Origin of the sequence: Tepidicaulis sp. (assembly GCF_965222285.1) — a bacterium.
Lineage (GTDB): Bacteria > Pseudomonadota > Alphaproteobacteria > Parvibaculales > Parvibaculaceae > Tepidicaulis.
Genome location: NZ_OZ244942.1, coordinates 714,351 through 729,012, shown reverse-complemented (window position 1 = coordinate 729,012; position 14,662 = coordinate 714,351). Strand labels below are relative to the sequence as shown.

At 60.9% G+C, this 14,662-nt stretch carries 15 protein-coding genes and 1 riboswitch; of the genes, 8 read left to right on the top strand and 7 right to left on the bottom strand.

Annotated elements, in window-relative coordinates:
* Positions 1 to 32: 32 nt before the first annotated feature.
* On the top strand, positions 33 to 839 hold the full coding sequence (locus ACOQOT_RS03420) for a YdcF family protein (RefSeq protein ID WP_420560977.1): 807 nt from the start codon (positions 33 to 35) through the stop codon (positions 837 to 839).
* Positions 840 to 848: 9 nt separating this feature from the next.
* Here ACOQOT_RS03420 and ACOQOT_RS03415 read toward each other — a convergent pair whose 3' ends face one another.
* Positions 849 to 1,982: a DSD1 family PLP-dependent enzyme gene (locus ACOQOT_RS03415; RefSeq protein ID WP_420560976.1), complete on the bottom strand. Its 1,134-nt coding sequence runs from the start codon at positions 1,980 to 1,982 to the stop codon at positions 849 to 851.
* A 105-nt stretch (positions 1,983 to 2,087) separates the two neighbouring features.
* A complete protein-coding gene (gene aat, locus ACOQOT_RS03410) occupies positions 2,088 to 2,876 on the bottom strand; it encodes a leucyl/phenylalanyl-tRNA--protein transferase (protein WP_420560975.1) in 789 nt (262 codons plus the stop codon).
* 239 nt (positions 2,877 to 3,115) lie between these two features.
* Between aat and ACOQOT_RS03405 the strand changes: the two genes are divergently transcribed.
* The 4 genes from ACOQOT_RS03405 to ACOQOT_RS03390 all read left to right on the top strand — a co-directional run bounded on the left by ACOQOT_RS03405 (position 3,116) and on the right by ACOQOT_RS03390 (position 6,816).
* Positions 3,116 to 3,883, top strand: coding sequence for a hypothetical protein (locus ACOQOT_RS03405; RefSeq protein WP_420560974.1), 768 nt, complete (start codon positions 3,116 to 3,118; stop codon positions 3,881 to 3,883).
* 159 nt (positions 3,884 to 4,042) lie between these two features.
* Positions 4,043 to 4,330, top strand: coding sequence for a co-chaperone GroES (locus ACOQOT_RS03400; RefSeq protein WP_420560973.1), 288 nt, complete (start codon positions 4,043 to 4,045; stop codon positions 4,328 to 4,330).
* Between the two features lie 105 nt (positions 4,331 to 4,435).
* A complete protein-coding gene (groL, locus tag ACOQOT_RS03395; protein WP_420560972.1) occupies positions 4,436 to 6,088 on the top strand; it encodes a chaperonin GroEL in 1,653 nt (550 codons plus the stop codon).
* A gap of 146 nt (positions 6,089 to 6,234) precedes the next feature.
* Complete coding sequence (locus ACOQOT_RS03390) at positions 6,235 to 6,816, top strand: hypothetical protein (RefSeq protein ID WP_420560971.1); 582 nt, start codon at positions 6,235 to 6,237, stop codon at positions 6,814 to 6,816.
* 54 nt (positions 6,817 to 6,870) lie between these two features.
* On the opposite strand, the gene ACOQOT_RS03385 is transcribed toward ACOQOT_RS03390, so the two are convergent.
* The 3 genes from ACOQOT_RS03385 to ACOQOT_RS03375 all read right to left on the bottom strand — a co-directional run bounded on the left by ACOQOT_RS03385 (position 6,871) and on the right by ACOQOT_RS03375 (position 9,252).
* On the bottom strand, positions 6,871 to 7,485 hold the full coding sequence (locus ACOQOT_RS03385) for a porin family protein (RefSeq protein WP_420560970.1): 615 nt from the start codon (positions 7,483 to 7,485) through the stop codon (positions 6,871 to 6,873).
* Positions 7,486 to 7,655: 170 nt separating this feature from the next.
* Positions 7,656 to 8,699, bottom strand: a complete 1,044-nt coding sequence (locus ACOQOT_RS03380) for a succinylglutamate desuccinylase/aspartoacylase family protein (protein WP_420560969.1) — start codon at positions 8,697 to 8,699, stop codon at positions 7,656 to 7,658.
* A gap of 142 nt (positions 8,700 to 8,841) precedes the next feature.
* Positions 8,842 to 9,252, bottom strand: coding sequence for a hypothetical protein (locus ACOQOT_RS03375; RefSeq protein WP_420560968.1), 411 nt, complete (start codon positions 9,250 to 9,252; stop codon positions 8,842 to 8,844).
* A gap of 165 nt (positions 9,253 to 9,417) precedes the next feature.
* Positions 9,418 to 9,534: riboswitch (ZMP/ZTP riboswitch) on the top strand.
* Positions 9,535 to 9,650: 116 nt separating this feature from the next.
* Between ACOQOT_RS03375 and glyA the strand changes: the two genes are divergently transcribed.
* Positions 9,651 to 10,910 (top strand): serine hydroxymethyltransferase, encoded by a 1,260-nt coding sequence (glyA, locus tag ACOQOT_RS03370; RefSeq protein WP_420561901.1) that lies wholly within the window; start codon positions 9,651 to 9,653, stop codon positions 10,908 to 10,910.
* A 5-nt stretch (positions 10,911 to 10,915) separates the two neighbouring features.
* On the opposite strand, the gene ACOQOT_RS03365 is transcribed toward glyA, so the two are convergent.
* Positions 10,916 to 11,533: a TetR/AcrR family transcriptional regulator gene (locus tag ACOQOT_RS03365; protein WP_420560967.1), complete on the bottom strand. Its 618-nt coding sequence runs from the start codon at positions 11,531 to 11,533 to the stop codon at positions 10,916 to 10,918.
* Positions 11,534 to 11,626: 93 nt separating this feature from the next.
* Here ACOQOT_RS03365 and ACOQOT_RS03360 point away from each other — a divergent pair, with 93 nt between their 5' ends.
* Positions 11,627 to 12,967, top strand: coding sequence for a flavin-containing monooxygenase (locus tag ACOQOT_RS03360; RefSeq protein WP_420560966.1), 1,341 nt, complete (start codon positions 11,627 to 11,629; stop codon positions 12,965 to 12,967).
* Positions 12,964 to 13,788: an SDR family NAD(P)-dependent oxidoreductase gene (locus tag ACOQOT_RS03355; RefSeq protein WP_420560965.1), complete on the top strand. Its 825-nt coding sequence runs from the start codon at positions 12,964 to 12,966 to the stop codon at positions 13,786 to 13,788. Before ACOQOT_RS03360 ends, ACOQOT_RS03355 begins: the two co-directional genes overlap by 4 nt.
* Here ACOQOT_RS03355 and ACOQOT_RS03350 read toward each other — a convergent pair.
* Positions 13,785 to 14,549, bottom strand: a complete 765-nt coding sequence (locus ACOQOT_RS03350; protein WP_420560964.1) for a TSUP family transporter — start codon at positions 14,547 to 14,549, stop codon at positions 13,785 to 13,787. The genes ACOQOT_RS03355 and ACOQOT_RS03350 overlap by 4 nt on opposite strands.
* Positions 14,550 to 14,662: the final 113 nt, after the last annotated feature.

Here is a 14,662-nt window from a genome sequence, read left to right as displayed (position 1 = left end):
TATTCTGCGCAAAGACCGCTTAAAGGAGCTTCATGTTTTTCGCGCTGTCCAAGATCGTCTGGTTCTTTTTGCAGCCTTCCGCCGCTTTTCTGTTTTTAAGCACGGGCGGCTTTGCGCTGTCGCTCACCAGGTTCCGGCAGCTGGGGCGCGCTTTTCTCGCCGCGGGGCTCTGCGGGCTTTTTCTGATTTCCTTTTCGCCGCTTGGCCGGGTTCTGATGGCGGGGCTGGAAGACCGCATCCCGCGGGCCGAGATAACGGGCGCACCCGCCGGTATCATCGTGCTCGGCGGCGCGGTTCATATGGAAGTGAGCGCGGCGCGGGGCGAGCCTGCCATTCTTTCCGGCGGCGAACGGCTGCTGGCCGCGCACCAGCTTGCCGAACGCTATCCGGGTGTTCCGCTTCTTCTTTCCGGCGGCAACAACGCGCTCTTGCCGGGCGATGAGGCCATCGCCTCGGAAGCGGAAATCATGGCGGAGATTTTAACCGGGATCGGCGTTGCGCCGGAAAGGCTCTTCCTCGAAAAGCACTCGCGCAACACCCATGAGAACGCGGTGAATGCCAAGGCGATGGCCGCCGGGCTCGGCGCAAGCGAGGCAGCGCCCTGGCTCCTTGTCACCTCCGCCTATCACATGCCCCGCGCGCTCGGCGCCTTCCGCGCGGCAGGCTTCGACGTTCTGCCCTACCCCGTGGATTATCAAACCGGCGGCGAGCATGCCTTCTCCTTCTTCTATTTTTCGTCCGACGGCATCGCCTTCACCGATTTCGCCGTCAAGGAATGGCTCGGGCTGGCTGCCTATTACCTCACCGGCAAAACGGACACGCTCTTCCCGGCACCTTGAGCGCGGGCGTCACGCACTTCGCCCGCGCGCTTCGATGGGCCAGATGGCGGTGAGGACGCCTTCTTCCACGACGTGATAGGCGTCGTAGAGATTGACAGTCGGGTCGCAGTGGGGGGTGACGGCGGTCAGTGCGGCGCCGAGCGGCAGGCTCTCGCCCTTCGGCAAAAGGATGCCGCCCTGCTCGTCCCCGAAGAAAAAATAGCTCGCCCCCTCCGGCGCGCCGGAGCGCAGGAGGGGCGGCTCGGCGTCGGTGGCGAAGGATTTGAAGCCCGCATCCGTTGTCGCAAGGCGCGGGGTGTTGTTGGAGATGACGGACATCTGCACGTAAAGCGCGGTCTCAAAAGGCACGTTGCCGTTCGCCCCTTCCACGTCGTTATATTGCTTGTCCATGAAGATATAGGAACCGCCCTGCAGCTCTGTGAGGACATTTGCCTCTGGGTCGATATCGAACGTGCCGGTGCCGCCGCCGGTCATGATGGGGCAGGCGATACCTTCTTTCTCCAGCGCGTCTTTCACGCTTTTCATCACGCTCATGGCGGCCAAAGACTTTTCCCGCCGCTCGGCAAAACCTTCGATATGCATGAGATGGCCGCCATAGGCCTGCAGCCCTTTAAAGCGTAGGTGCTTAGCGCCATCGGCGAAGCGGGCAAGCGCAGGGGCTGCCTCCGGGGCGATGCCCGTACGGTGCAGCCCGATATCGAGATCGACAAGCACGTTGAGCGGGCGGCCCGCCTTTTCCGCCGCCGCTTCCAGAGTGCGGGCGTTTTCCTCGCTATCGATCACGACATGCAGATCGGGAATGCGGGCATTCAGCGCCATGAGCCTTTCCACCGCGCGCGGCAGCACGACCGGCGAGGTTAGGAGAATGTTTTCGATGCCGGCCTTAGCCATGACCTCAGCTTCGCCGAGTTTGGCGCAGCAAATACCCACGGCCCCTGCCGCAATCTGGCGCCGGGCGATCTCGGCGCATTTATGGGTCTTGGCATGGGGGCGAAGCGTGAGGCCGGCGCGCGCGCAATGCTCGGCCATGGTTTTGACATTGCGCTCGAAGGCCGGCAGGTCGATGACGAGCGCCGGTGTTGCCAGCTCCCTTGCCCCCTCTTTCTTGCCGATCAGCGCTTCATTGACGAATGAACCTGTCATCTCTCTCCCCTTCCCGTTTTCTTGGCCGGGACTATAGACGCTCGGGCCGGAAACGAAAAACGCCCCGGCGGATGAGCCGGGGCGTTTGCCAAAGAGGGAGGAGCCTTAAACCGTCAGATAATCGTCTTCCGGTTTCCATCCCGCCGGGTCGAGCGCCGGATCGGCAAGCCATATCTGCGGCGCCTGGTGCTCACGGCTTGCATGCAACAGGCCGAGATAGGCGGAACGGGAAATGTCGGTCATACCGAAATTCTTCAGATGCCCCGTCATCACCTTGCCATCGGCGGCAACGAACCCCCATTCCTTCAAATGGCGCATCAGGGTGACGAAGCCGACTTTGGACGCGTCGCGCATCTCGGCGAATTGCGATTCGATGACGAAGACGCCGCCTTGCACCACGCCGTAAAGGCCGCCGACCAGCGTGCCGTCCCGGTCCCAGACCTCCACGGAATGGGCGCGGCCGAGCGCAAAGAGCCGGCGGTAAGCCCTCACCATATCCTCGTCGATCCAGGTGATCGGCAGACGGCCGGGGCGCGGGCGGGCGCAGCCGCGCATCACGCTTTCAAAATCCACATCGAAAGTAACGCTGTAGCGCTTCTGGCGCAGAAGGCGGCGCAGATTCTTTTCGATGCGCAGATCACCGAAGAAAAGCACGGCGCGTTTCGACGGCGACCACCATTTCACGGGGCTTGCGTGGTTCCAGGGATAGACCCCTTGCGCATAAGCCCCGATCAGGCGGGCCGCATTCATCGAGCCGCCGAGATCCACCAGCCCGTCGGGATGCGCATAAGCGTTTTCCGGGCGGCGCTGGAAAAAGCCCTGCGGTGCCATCAGCGCTTTTTCCGCTCCCATGCGCGCGAACCCCAACAGCCCGAGCGGGCCGTCATCACGCATCGAAAGCAGCAGGATGAGGAGCTTTCTTAGCCCGTTTTGAAACAGGGCAAGGCTTTTGCTGCGCCCAAACTTCCCGCTTTGGGACAATTCACGCCCGAGCCGCCGCAAGGCGCCCGTGCGTATTTGCCTGAAATCTCCCGTAATCATGACCACTTATCCCCCTCTTTGGTTGCAGGCCGATAATTGAGCCAAGTCTTGCAAGGGCGGGACCAGATGATTTGCTCAAACGGGGATGACGGATGCTGAGGATAAATGCGCGGGCCGTGTGGCGGCTGCTTTTTACCGGCACGGCGGTGCTGGCCGGGCTTGCCCTGGTGCGCGAAGCAGCGCTCGGCGCGATCGGCTATGACACGGCGCTGAAAGACCTGCGCCACCTCAATCTCGACTCGGAGATGAATTTCGGCGCCTGGTATTCCTCTCTCATGATGATGGCTTCGGCAGGTCTGCTTTTTCTTACCGCCCGCCAGGCCGCCCGCCAGGCCGAAAGCCAAGGCCGCGGGCATACCCGCTCCTGGCTCGCGCTGGCTGCGGCCTTTGCCTATCTCTCGCTCGATGAGGCAACGGGCATCCATGAAGTCTTTATCGAGCCCTTGCGCAGTGCGTTCGGGCTGAGCGGCATCTTCTACTGGGCCTGGGTACTGCCCGCCCTCGTGCTTGTGGGCGGCTTCGGCCTTGCCATGGTGCCTTTCCTTCTTTCTCTGCCCCGGCGCAGCGCGGCGCTTTTCATCGCCTCGGGCACGCTTTTCGTCGGCGGGGCACTCGGGCTTGAAATGGCTTCCGGCTATGTCATTACGGCTCAAGGTGAAGAGGCGCCGCTCGTCGCGCTCCTCGCGATATGCGAAGAAACCCTCGAAATGCTGGGCCTTGCCCTTTTCACCGGTGCGCTTTGCGACCACTTGGCCAGACAAGGGAGCAATGGGAGCGAAGGCGCGCCGGTTCTCGCCTTCGCCCAGCCTGCCGCAGGTGCGGCGCGCTCCCGGCAAAATCCGGCTGCGCAGGCGTCTTAAAAGAATCACCCCGCCGCTTCCCAGGGTCTCTTGACAGGGGCCGGGCATGTGCCTATTTGTGCGGCGACCTTTGTTAGCACTCACATGAGGGGAGTGCTAACAATCTTGAAAAATTCATGAATTCCAATCTCTTAGACGGGGTTCAAGGGAGACATTCAGATGAAGTTCCGTCCTTTGCACGATCGCGTGCTCGTTCGCCGGGTTGAAGAGGACACCAAGACCTCTGGCGGCATCATCATTCCCGAAACGGCTCAGGAAAAGCCGTCCCAGGGCGAAGTCGTGGCCGTTGGCCCGGGCGCCAAAGACGAATCCGGCAAGACCGTGAAACTTGACGTCAAAAAGGGCGACAAGGTGCTCTTCGGCAAATGGTCCGGCACGGAAGTGAAGGTCGGCGGCGAAGACCTGCTGATCATGAAGGAATCCGACATTCTCGGCATCATCGAATAAGAAGCTGTGCTGCTTTCGCAGGACGGCTTTTTTCATGCCGCCTGCCGCGCACCGCTTTTAAGGATAACGCTCAAGACTAGACCTTGAGAGAAGGATCTGAGGACTATGGCTAAGGAAATCAAATTCGGCAACGACGCCCGCCAGCGTATGCTCAAAGGCGTGGACATTCTGGCCGATGCAGTAAAAGTCACGCTCGGCCCGAAAGGCCGCAACGTGGTGATCGAAAAGTCTTTCGGCGCTCCGCGCACCACGAAAGACGGCGTGTCGGTCGCCAAGGAAATCGAGCTTGAAGACAAGTTCGAAAACATGGGCGCGCAGATGGTGCGCGAAGTCGCCTCCAAGACCAATGACACGGCTGGCGACGGCACCACCACCGCAACGGTTCTGACCCAGGCGATCGTGCGCGAAGGCGCTAAGGCCGTGACCGCCGGCATGAACCCGATGGACCTGAAGCGCGGTGTCGACAAAGCGGTTCTCGCCGCCGTCGCAGACCTGAAAAAGCGCTCCAAGAAAGTCAAAGACAACTCGGAAATCGCTCAGGTCGGCACAATCTCGGCAAACGGCGAACGCGAAATCGGTCAGATGATCGCCGATGCCATGTCGAAAGTCGGCAATGAAGGCGTGATCACGGTCGAAGAAGCCAAGAGCCTGGAAAGCGAACTGGAAGTCGTGGAAGGCATGCAGTTCGACCGCGGCTATCTCTCGCCTTACTTCATCACCAATGCGGAAAAGATGATCGCCGAACTCGACGATCCCTACATTCTGCTGCATGAGAAGAAACTCTCCTCCATGCAGGCGATGATCCCGATCCTGGAATCGGTCGTGCAGTCGGGCCGTCCGCTGCTCATCATTGCAGAAGACATCGAAGGCGAAGCGCTGGCGACCCTCGTGGTCAACAAGCTGCGCGGCGGCCTGAAGATCGCTGCCGTGAAAGCGCCGGGCTTCGGCGACCGCCGCAAGGCCATGCTCGAGGACATCGCGATCCTGACGGGCGGCCAGGTGATCTCGGAAGATCTGGGCATCAAGCTGGAAAACGTGACGATCGACATGCTCGGCCAGGCCAAGCGCGTCAACATCACGAAAGACGACACGACGATCGTCGACGGCGCGGGCAAGAAGAAAGACATCGAAGCACGCACCGAGCAGATCCGCCGTCAGATCGAAGAAACCACCTCCGATTACGACCGCGAAAAACTGCAAGAACGCCTGGCGAAACTCGCCGGCGGCGTTGCGGTGATCAAGGTCGGCGGTGCGACGGAAGTCGAAGTGAAAGAGCGTAAAGACCGCGTGGACGACGCGCTGAACGCCACCCGCGCTGCCGTTGAAGAAGGCATCGTACCGGGCGGCGGCACCGCGCTTCTGCAGGCAACGAAAGCCGTTGCCGCGCTCAGCGATGACAATGCCGACATTCAGGCCGGCATCAACATCGTGCGCCGCGCGCTCGAAGCCCCGATCCGTCAGATCGTGGAAAATGCGGGCGTGGAAGCCTCCATCGTCGTCGCCAAAGTGCTGGAAAGCAAAAAGGTGACCTTCGGCTTCAACGCACAGACCGAAGAATATGTCGATATGGTCGAAGAAGGCATTATCGACCCGACCAAGGTCGTGCGCACCGCGCTTCAGGACGCAGCCTCCGTTGCCGCGCTTCTGATCACCACGGAAGCCATGATCGCCGAGAAGCCGAAGAAAGAAGGCGCCGGCGGCGGCATGCCCGATATGGGCGGCATGGGCGGAATGGGCGGCATGGGCGGCATGATGTAATCATGCCCCGTCATGCTCCCTGAGCCTAAAGCTCACGGAACAAAGAACCCGGCCTTCGCAAGAGGGCCGGGTTTTTCTTTGCTTGCACCCTTAAAGGCTCGAATTAATATAATGAATGGTTTGTTTTATATAAGAGAGACGATCAAATGCCTTTAAGCCTTCTCAAGACGGGCTTCGCTTTTGCACTACTTGCATTCTTGGCAGCATGCGGCAGCAGCGCCCCTAAACATCCCATCAAAGAGCCTACTGGACAAATCGATCCAACGCGCGAAGCCGTCATTCTGATGAGCGCCTTCGCCAAGGACGGAGCTGATCTCGATTTGGTGAAAATCTATCTTCAAAACGAAAGTTCCACCGCCAATCACTATTACATCTTTTCCGAGAAGGCCGCCGACAAAGAGTTTTTCGTCAGGCTCCCGCCCGGCCGGTACAAATTTATTATCGTCTCCCGCGACATCCTCGCTCAACCGCGCGAACCTCTCCCGGTCAAGCCTTACGACCCGGCCACAGGTATTCCTCTTTCACCTCTCGATGTGAAAGCCGGGGACGTTATTCACGCGGGCCGCATCCTGGTTTCAGGATTGGGCGGGAGCGCTGTAACCGGGCGGAACGACAGGGTCAAATACGAAATCATCGACCGGACTCCAGCAGCCAAATCGGCGCTCGAACAACACGCTCCTGATCTCGTTTCCAAGCTTGAAACCAAACTTATTCAAGTAGTCGAATAACAAAAAGGGCGCGGAGTTTTCCGCGCCCTTTTTGCCGGAACAGAAGCGTGCCGTTTAGAACTTGTAGCGCAAGCTCGTCAGCACCGAATGGTTTTCCGCGTCGTCATTGTCGGCATTGACGACCGTGTAGCGGTAGCCGAGATCGATCGCCCAATTGGCATCGAGCGCGTAGCTCGCGCCCAGCGCCCCGCGATAGGTGAATTCCGTGCCGTCCGCGCTCGCCGTCAGACCGCCCACGGTGAGGGTCTGGTCGAGATCCGTCAGACCGAGGCCGATGCCGACATAAGGACGCAGCCGTTCACCCGGCAGGAAGTCCCAATAGCCGTTGACCATAAAGCCGAACTGCTCGACCTCGCCGCCGGCATTACCCGTCACGCCGCCTGCAGTGACCGTATCGGTGTCGTTCTCGCTCCAAGAGATTTCCGCTTCGAGGCGGTATTTACCCATTTTCGAGATATCGCCGCTGTCATAGCCGAGCGCGCCGTTGATGATGAACCCTTCATCGAAGGAGGTGGTTTGGCCACCGCTTTCAACATCGTCCAGCCAGTTCATGCCCGCGCCAAGGCTCACATAAAGGCCCGGCGTTGCCGCTTCGGCGAGCGCGCCGCCGCTCATGCCGGTTGCCAACAAGGCGGACAGCGCCGCCGTTTTCAAAAGCTGCTTTTTCATATGTCTCTCCCCAGACCCCGGCAGGTTTATTGTGTACCGGTTCGGGACAGTCTAGGCGGCGATAAGGCGGATTCAAATGGCCTGCGCGGCCAGGAAGGCGCCAAAAGGGGCGCTTTGCACGCATTTGTTGCAAAAACGTGACGTTTCAGTCTGCGTTGGACAATCCGCCCTCAGATGATCTCGTCTTCATCGAAGATCGCCGCCTCGCCGAGCTGCTCGGCCAGGGCGCCGATCCGGGCTTCCGCCGTGTCGGGCTTGCGCACCCGGGCGATATGAAAGAGCGCATCGCCCTGATTGACGATGGGCAGATTGGTGCGGCCGATGACAAGGCCGGGCTCGCCCGCTTCGATCTCTATATCCGTTTCCCCGAAAGGATCGGAAATGACGCCGACGACCTCGCCCTTTTCCGCCATGGCGCCGATGCCTTTATAAGCGCGCAGAATGCCGCCCTCAGGCGCGCGCAGCCAGCTGCTTTTGGCGGAGAGGATGGAGGTGACACGGGCCGGCGCAATGGCCCGGCGCGCCACCATGCCGAGGCCGTGCATGATGCGCAAAATGCCCGCAACGCCGGTGCGGATCGCCATTTCATCGAAGCGCAGCCCCTCGCCCGCTTCATAGAGAAGCACATCGACGCCCTTTTCCTTTGCCGCCTCGCGCAAGGATCCCTCGCGCAGTTTCGAGGTGATGACGACCGGCGCGCCGAAGGCAAGCGCGAGGTCCATGGTTTCCGGCTTCGAAGGAGAGACCCGGATCTGCGGCAGGTTCGTGCGGTGAATGGCGGCCGAATGAAGATCGATGCCGAGATCGGCGCGCGCCACCACTTCGCTCAGGAAAAGATGCGCCAGGCGCCCGGCAAAGGAGCCGTCGCCGCTGCCGGGAAAGCAGCGGTTGAGATCGCGCCGGTCCGGCAGGTAGCGCGAATGATTGATGAAGCCGAAAGCATTGACGATGGGAACGGCGATGAGCGTGCCGCGCAGCTGCTTCAAGGCAGGCTGGCGCAGAAGCCGGCGGACGATTTCGACGCCGATAATCTCATCGCCGTGCACCGCCGCGCTGACGAAAAGCACCGGGCCCTCCCGCCTTCCATGCACGACCTGAACGGGCAGCGTCATGGGCGTGTGATTGGACAGGACGCCAAGCGGCAATTGCACGGTCTGCCGGGTGCCCGGTGCTACATCCACCCCGCCCATTTCGAACGCCGACCTGACTGCCATCACCTTGTCACTCGCCTTTGCCTAAAGCCGCCCGGCAGCTTAATGAGAATCGGGGCGATTGAAACCACCAAAGAGACATGAAAAGACCGGCCTCCCAATGCGGAAGGCCGGTCCTTCTTTTATGTGCGCGGCTCAGACGCGCTTAGCTTTCGCTTTCCTCGCGGATGGTCACGAGCGTGCCTTCCATCGCCCGTTTTTTCCAGGCTTCCGTGCGGCTTTCGTTGTAACGCACGTCCGCGGGCAGAGCCATGTGGACAAGTACGACGCCGGTATTACCGGTCTGCACGGCCATGCTGTCGAGCGTCTGGCGCACGCAGGCATCGCGGCGGTCGGCAAGACGGTCATCCGTCTGCGCCTTGGCGGAGGCGGACCCGCCAAGGTCTTCGCACTTGCTGTTCGCCTTGCGCGTCAGCTCCATATGCTTTTCATAAAGGCCTTCCTGGTCCTTCGGGCTCCAGGAGGCGCCGGTTTCCATGTCCTCGGCCTGTGCGGCGCCCGCGGCCAGAGCAAAGGCGGAGGCGGCCAGCGTGGCTGTCAGAGATTTGATACGCATGTCTTCCTCCTTCTTGGTTGGTTTCACGCGTTTTACTCACTCGGGTAACGAACGAGAGACGGCCTCCCATGTTCCGTGCACGGCGTGACCGGCAAGAGGGGCGGCAGAAAAGGCGGGTTGACGGCCCTCTTGCCGCGCCCTATCTCTTATGGTGATCAAACCGGTCGCATTCCGCGTGACTGGCGAAAACCCGGCAATCGTCTTGCCGGGGCGTGGGGAACCACGAGGGAGCGCGGAACCATATCGGGCCATAGGGCCAAGCCGTTCGCCTGGGCAGCTTTGAAAAAGCTGGCCGGGTTTTGTTTTGAACAGGAGCTTGCCTCATGACGATCACACCCTCTTTTTCTTCTTCCGCCCCCACCGCCCGTTTTCCCGAGGAAACGCAAAGCGCGGCCGACATGAATGCGCTGCGGGAGGGCCTTGCGCAATCCGACCCCGATATCGCCGCTGCACTTTTGCGCGAGGAAGAACGCCAGCGGCGCGGGCTCGAACTTATCCCGTCGGAGAACTATGCCTTCCCGGAAGTGCTGGCGCTGCTCGGCTCGGTCTTCACCAATAAATATTCGGAAGGCTATCCGGGCCGGCGCTATTATGGCGGGCAGGAAAACACCGACATTGTCGAAGAGCTGGCTCGGGAGCGGGCCAAGGCGCTTTTCGGTGCGGAACACGCCAACGTGCAGCCGCTATCCGGCTCGCCCATGAACCAGGCCGTCTATCTCGGTTTTCTGGAACTTGGGGACCCGATCCTTGCCATGAACCTTTCCCATGGCGGGCACCTGACGCATGGCGCGCCGGTCAGCCATATGGGCAAGCTGTTCGATTTCACCCGCTACAAGACGGATGCAGAGGGCCATATCGATTTCGGCGCGGTGCGGGAGGCAGCCTTGCGCACCCGGCCCAAAATGATCGTTTGCGGGCATTCTTCCTATCCGCGCGACATCGATTACCGCGCCTTCAAGGAAATTGCCGATGAGGTGGGCGCGCTCACCATGGCCGATGTCAGCCATACGGCAGGCTTCATCGCAGCGGGGCTGCTCAACAACCCCATGGAAGCCGGTTTCGATTTCATGACGACGACCACGCATAAATCCATGCGGGGGCCGCGCGGCGGGCTGATCCTGACGCAGAAAGCCCATGCCAAGAAGCTCGATGCCTCGGTCTTTCCCGGCCTTCAGGGCGGCCCGCATATGAACCAGGTGGCGGCTACCGCGACAACGCTGAAGCTTGTGGGCGAGGGCGCCTTCAAAGCCTATGCCCGCCAGGTGCTGGAGAACGCCAAGGCGCTCGCCAATGCCCTCGCCTCCCGGCAGATCAAACTCGTGACCGGGGGCACGGAAAACCACCTCATGGTCATCGACACCGAGGCAAGTTTCGGCATGAGCGGCGATGAGGCGCAGCGCCTTCTCGATGAGATCGGCCTGACGACGAACAAGCAGGTGATCCCCGACGATCCGCGCCCGCCGGTGCGCCCTTCCGGCATCCGCCTCGGCACGCCCGCGCCCACCGCGCGGGGCATGGGGAAAAGCGAGATGGAAAGCATTGCCGCGATGATTGCAACCGCCCTTAGCGCCGATGCGGGGAAGCGCGCGGAAATCTTGCCCGCCCTTGCCGCGGAAGCCGAGGCGCTTTGCGCGCGCTTTCCCGTGCCGGGGCTTTAAGCGGTTCAGCTTCCCAAGTTCTGCATGAGCTTGGAAAGCAGCATGCCCTTATAGGCATCGATGATCCTGTCGCCCTCCTTGCGGTCCAGCGCGACCGCAAGGCGGACGGCGGCGCCCGTGAGCTGCATCATCAAAAAGCAATCGGTCTTGAGGCTTTTCCAGGCGGCGCGGGGGGTAAGCGGCTTTAAAGCGGCAAAGAAAATCTCGCCATTGAGGCGGCTATCCTCGATATCGATATCCTGCATGCGCTTGTCGGCCTGGGTGCCGCACCAGATATCCCGCGCGACGGGCTCCATCAAAAAGAAGGCGTAATAGCTATCCATCAGCCGGGCGATGAGCGCGCCTGCGCTTTCCTTGTCGGTGATGGATTTCACCTCCTCGCGCAGGCCCGCGCGCACCTGCTCCATATAGTCTTCAGCCAGCGTCTGGATGATGGCGCCCTTGTCCGGGAAGAACTGATAGACGGAGCCGATAGGCACGCCCGCCTGCTCCGCCACCTCGCTCATTTTCACCGTATCCGAGCCCTTTTCCGCGATCAGCGCCTTGGCGGCGGCAAGAATGGCCTCATAGCGGGCGCGGGAGCGGGCCTGGGCCGGTTTTTTGCGAAGAGCGCTGTCGGTCATGGGGGCGGTTTCCAATTTTTGCTTGCGCCGGAAAATATGAGGGTTTATCAAATTATTCAAATCTGAGGAACCCTCATGTTACGGGAGATGGGAATGACGGTAAACGACAAAGCCTGCATCGTGGGCGCGGGGCCCGGCGGGCTGGCACTGGCGCGCACCTTCAAATTGCTGGGCATCGATTTCGACTGCTTCGAGCGGCACAGCGATGTGGGCGGCATCTGGGATGCGGATAATCCGGGCTCGCCCATGTACGATTCGGCGCATTTCATTTCTTCCAAAACCCAGTCTCACTATCTCGGCTTTCCGATGCCGGCCGATTATCCCGACTACCCCTCGGGCCGGCAGATCCTGTCTTACATGCGCGGCTTTGCCCGCGAATTCGGCCTTTACGGCGACATCACGTTCAATACGGAAGTAAAGGAAACGCGCTTTGAGGATGGCGGCTGGACCGTCACGCTCGGCACTGGTGAAAAGCGGCGCTACCGCTGGCTCATCTGCGCGAACGGCACGAATTGGCATCCGAGCCTTCCGCAGTTCGAAGGCCACTTCGATGGCGAGATCCGCCATGCGAACACGTTCCGCTCGCCGGACGAGTTCAAAGGCAAGCGCGTGCTCGTCATCGGCGCGGGCAATTCCGGCTGCGACATTGCCTGCGATGCCGCGCAATCGGCCGATGCCGCCTTTATCAGCCTGCGGCGCGGCTATCACTTCATTCCCAAACATATTTTCGGCAAGCCGGCGGATGTCTTTGCCCATGAAGGCCCGCATATGCCCATGTGGCTGACGCAGATCATCTTCGGCGCGATGTTGCGGCTCCTCAATGGCGATCTGACGCGGCTCGGCCTGCCCGCCCCCGATCACAAGGTTTTTGCAAGCCACCCGATCGTCAACACGCAGCTTCTCCATTACCTCTCCCACGGCGATATCAAAGCCAAGGGCGATATCGCGCGGCTCGACGGGCCCGACGTCGTCTTCAAGGATGGGAGCCGCGAGACCGTCGACCTTATCCTCTGCGCGACGGGCTACCGCTGGAACATTCCTTATGTGGAAGAAAAAGAGTTTTCCTGGAGAGGCGGGCGGCCTGATCTTTTCATGAACCTTTTCTCCCGCGAGAACCCGCAGCTCTTTGCCATCGGCTTCATGGAAACGAATGGCGGAGCCTATAAGCTCTTCGACAATATGGCCGATCTCATCGCCCGGGCGATCCTGGCCGAGGCCCAAGGCGGCAAGGAAGCGGCGCGCTGGGAAAAGGCGCTCACGACATTGCGGCCCGATCTTTCCGGCGGCGTGAAATATGTCGGTTCCGACCGCCATGCGACTTACGTCAATATCGATGCCTACCAGAAGGCCATGAAGGGCCTGCGCAAGACTATGCACTGGCCGGAGATTCCGGAGGGCCATTATGAAAGCCTGCAGGCGAAGGCGGCGGCATGAGCCGGCCCCTTGCCCTGATCACGGGCGCAGGCGGCGGCCTTGGCCGCGCGCTTGCGCTCGAACTTGAAAAAGCAGGCTACGGCCTCGTCCTCACCGATATTTCCGAAGGGGCGCTGGAAAAGACGGCTGGCGCGCTGGAGAGCGCCCCGGAGCTCATCACCGCCGATCTTTGCGCAGCGGAGGGCCTCCAAGCGCTCTGCGCACGGCTTGAAGCGGCGCCCGGCATTGAGCTTCTGATCAACAATGCCGGGATCGGCCTGCCGGGCTCCGTTGCAGCCTTAGAGAGCACCCTTCTCGATAAACATCTCGATATCAATTTGCGCGCGCCCATGCACCTTTCCCAGGCCGCTGCCCGCGCCATGCTGAAACGGGGCAAAGGGCAGATCTTTTCCATCGCCTCCCTTGCCGGGCTTTTTCCTCTGAAAGACAGCGCCGCTTACAGCGCCTCGAAATTCGGGCTGCGCGGTTTCATGGCCGCGCTCCATCTCGAACTTGCCCCTCACGGCATCAAGGTCGGCGCTCTCTATCCCAATGCGATCGACACACCGATGCTGCAGGCGGAAATGGCGCACCCGGAAGGCTCGCCGCTCAATTTCGCGGGCAATGCCAAACCGCTGAGCCCGGAAGAAACGGCACGTCATGTGATGAAGGCGCTCAAAAACGGCAAGCTGGAAACCTGGCTGCCGGTGAGCGACGGCATCATGGCCGGTCTCGTCATGACCTGGCCGCCGCTGCTTGCCCCCGTCTTCCGCTATCTCGAAAAACAGGGGCTTAAAAAGCAGAAAGCTTATCTCGCCTCGCTCGGCATTGCCCGTAACTAAGCTGCGTAAAGCGTCCAAAGCCCGCGCGCGATGAAGACGGCGCCGATGGTCAGCACCACCCATTGGCTCCATTTGCGGAAATTCGTGTCGCTCATCCGGTCGAGCACTTTCTTGCCGAGCGTCGTCCCGAGCATGGCAAGGGGCACGACCATGAGAAAAACCCACCAGGGAACGGACGCGCCCTCGCTTTCCATCCTCACCGTCTCGCGGACGAGAAGACCGAAATAGACGAGTTTGAGCAAATGGCTGACCGTCTGCGTCACCGCCTTGGAGGCGACGACCTCATGACGGGTGAGGCTGGTGCGCACGAAAAACACATCGAGAAGCGGGCCAGCCACCCCTGCCACAAGGTTGATCAGGGTAATGATAAACCCCGCCGCTGCCGCCATGCCCCTTTTCGTGATGTCGAGGGCAAGACGCTCGGGCAATGCTGCAGCGATGAAAGGCACGGCGCCGAGCGCCAGAAAGACGATCTCTCTGTCCGGCACGAAGGAAAGCGCGGTGAGACCTGTGAGCGCTACTGCGGCGCCCGCGCCATAAACGCCTAAAATTTCCCAGCGGATATGGGCCCGGTTCAGCCAGGCGCGGTAACCGTTGGAGGCGGCTTGCGTCACCCCGTGCAGCATCATCGCCGCGCCCACCGGCAGGACGGAAACGAGGAAACCCATCAGCACGATGCCGCCCGCCATGCCGAATATGCCCGACAGGATAGCGGTGGCCACGACGACCAGGCCCAATGCAATAACAAGCAGCGCGCTCATGCTTTCCTCCTTTACAAGGCGGCGCAAATTTGCGCGCGCGGCGGAGAAAAATCAATAGAGGCAACGACTTATTAAAGTGAGAGAAATTACAGAACTTCTGTAAAGGAACAGGA

Bases quoted from the DNA above. Each gene is read 5' to 3' on its own strand.
- ACOQOT_RS03380 (WP_420560969.1), bottom strand. From the start codon at position 8,699: ATGGCAGTCAGGTCGGCGTTCGAAATGGGCGGGGTGGATGTAGCACCG.
- ACOQOT_RS03350 (WP_420560964.1), bottom strand. From the start codon at position 14,549: ATGAGCGCGCTGCTTGTTATTGCATTGGGCCTGGTCGTCGTGGCCACC.
- ACOQOT_RS03420 (WP_420560977.1), top strand. From the start codon at position 33: ATGTTTTTCGCGCTGTCCAAGATCGTCTGGTTCTTTTTGCAGCCTTCC.
- ACOQOT_RS03405 (WP_420560974.1), top strand. From the start codon at position 3,116: ATGCTGAGGATAAATGCGCGGGCCGTGTGGCGGCTGCTTTTTACCGGC.
- ACOQOT_RS03400 (WP_420560973.1), top strand. From the start codon at position 4,043: ATGAAGTTCCGTCCTTTGCACGATCGCGTGCTCGTTCGCCGGGTTGAA.
- ACOQOT_RS03375 (WP_420560968.1), bottom strand. From the start codon at position 9,252: ATGCGTATCAAATCTCTGACAGCCACGCTGGCCGCCTCCGCCTTTGCT.
- groL (WP_420560972.1), top strand. From the start codon at position 4,436: ATGGCTAAGGAAATCAAATTCGGCAACGACGCCCGCCAGCGTATGCTC.
- glyA (WP_420561901.1), top strand. From the start codon at position 9,651: ATGAATGCGCTGCGGGAGGGCCTTGCGCAATCCGACCCCGATATCGCC.
- ACOQOT_RS03365 (WP_420560967.1), bottom strand. From the start codon at position 11,533: ATGACCGACAGCGCTCTTCGCAAAAAACCGGCCCAGGCCCGCTCCCGC.
- aat (WP_420560975.1), bottom strand. From the start codon at position 2,876: ATGCGTGATGACGGCCCGCTCGGGCTGTTGGGGTTCGCGCGCATGGGA.
- ACOQOT_RS03355 (WP_420560965.1), top strand. From the start codon at position 12,964: ATGAGCCGGCCCCTTGCCCTGATCACGGGCGCAGGCGGCGGCCTTGGC.
- ACOQOT_RS03390 (WP_420560971.1), top strand. From the start codon at position 6,235: ATGCCTTTAAGCCTTCTCAAGACGGGCTTCGCTTTTGCACTACTTGCA.
- ACOQOT_RS03385 (WP_420560970.1), bottom strand. From the start codon at position 7,485: ATGAAAAAGCAGCTTTTGAAAACGGCGGCGCTGTCCGCCTTGTTGGCA.
- ACOQOT_RS03360 (WP_420560966.1), top strand. From the start codon at position 11,627: ATGACGGTAAACGACAAAGCCTGCATCGTGGGCGCGGGGCCCGGCGGG.
- ACOQOT_RS03415 (WP_420560976.1), bottom strand. From the start codon at position 1,982: ATGACAGGTTCATTCGTCAATGAAGCGCTGATCGGCAAGAAAGAGGGG.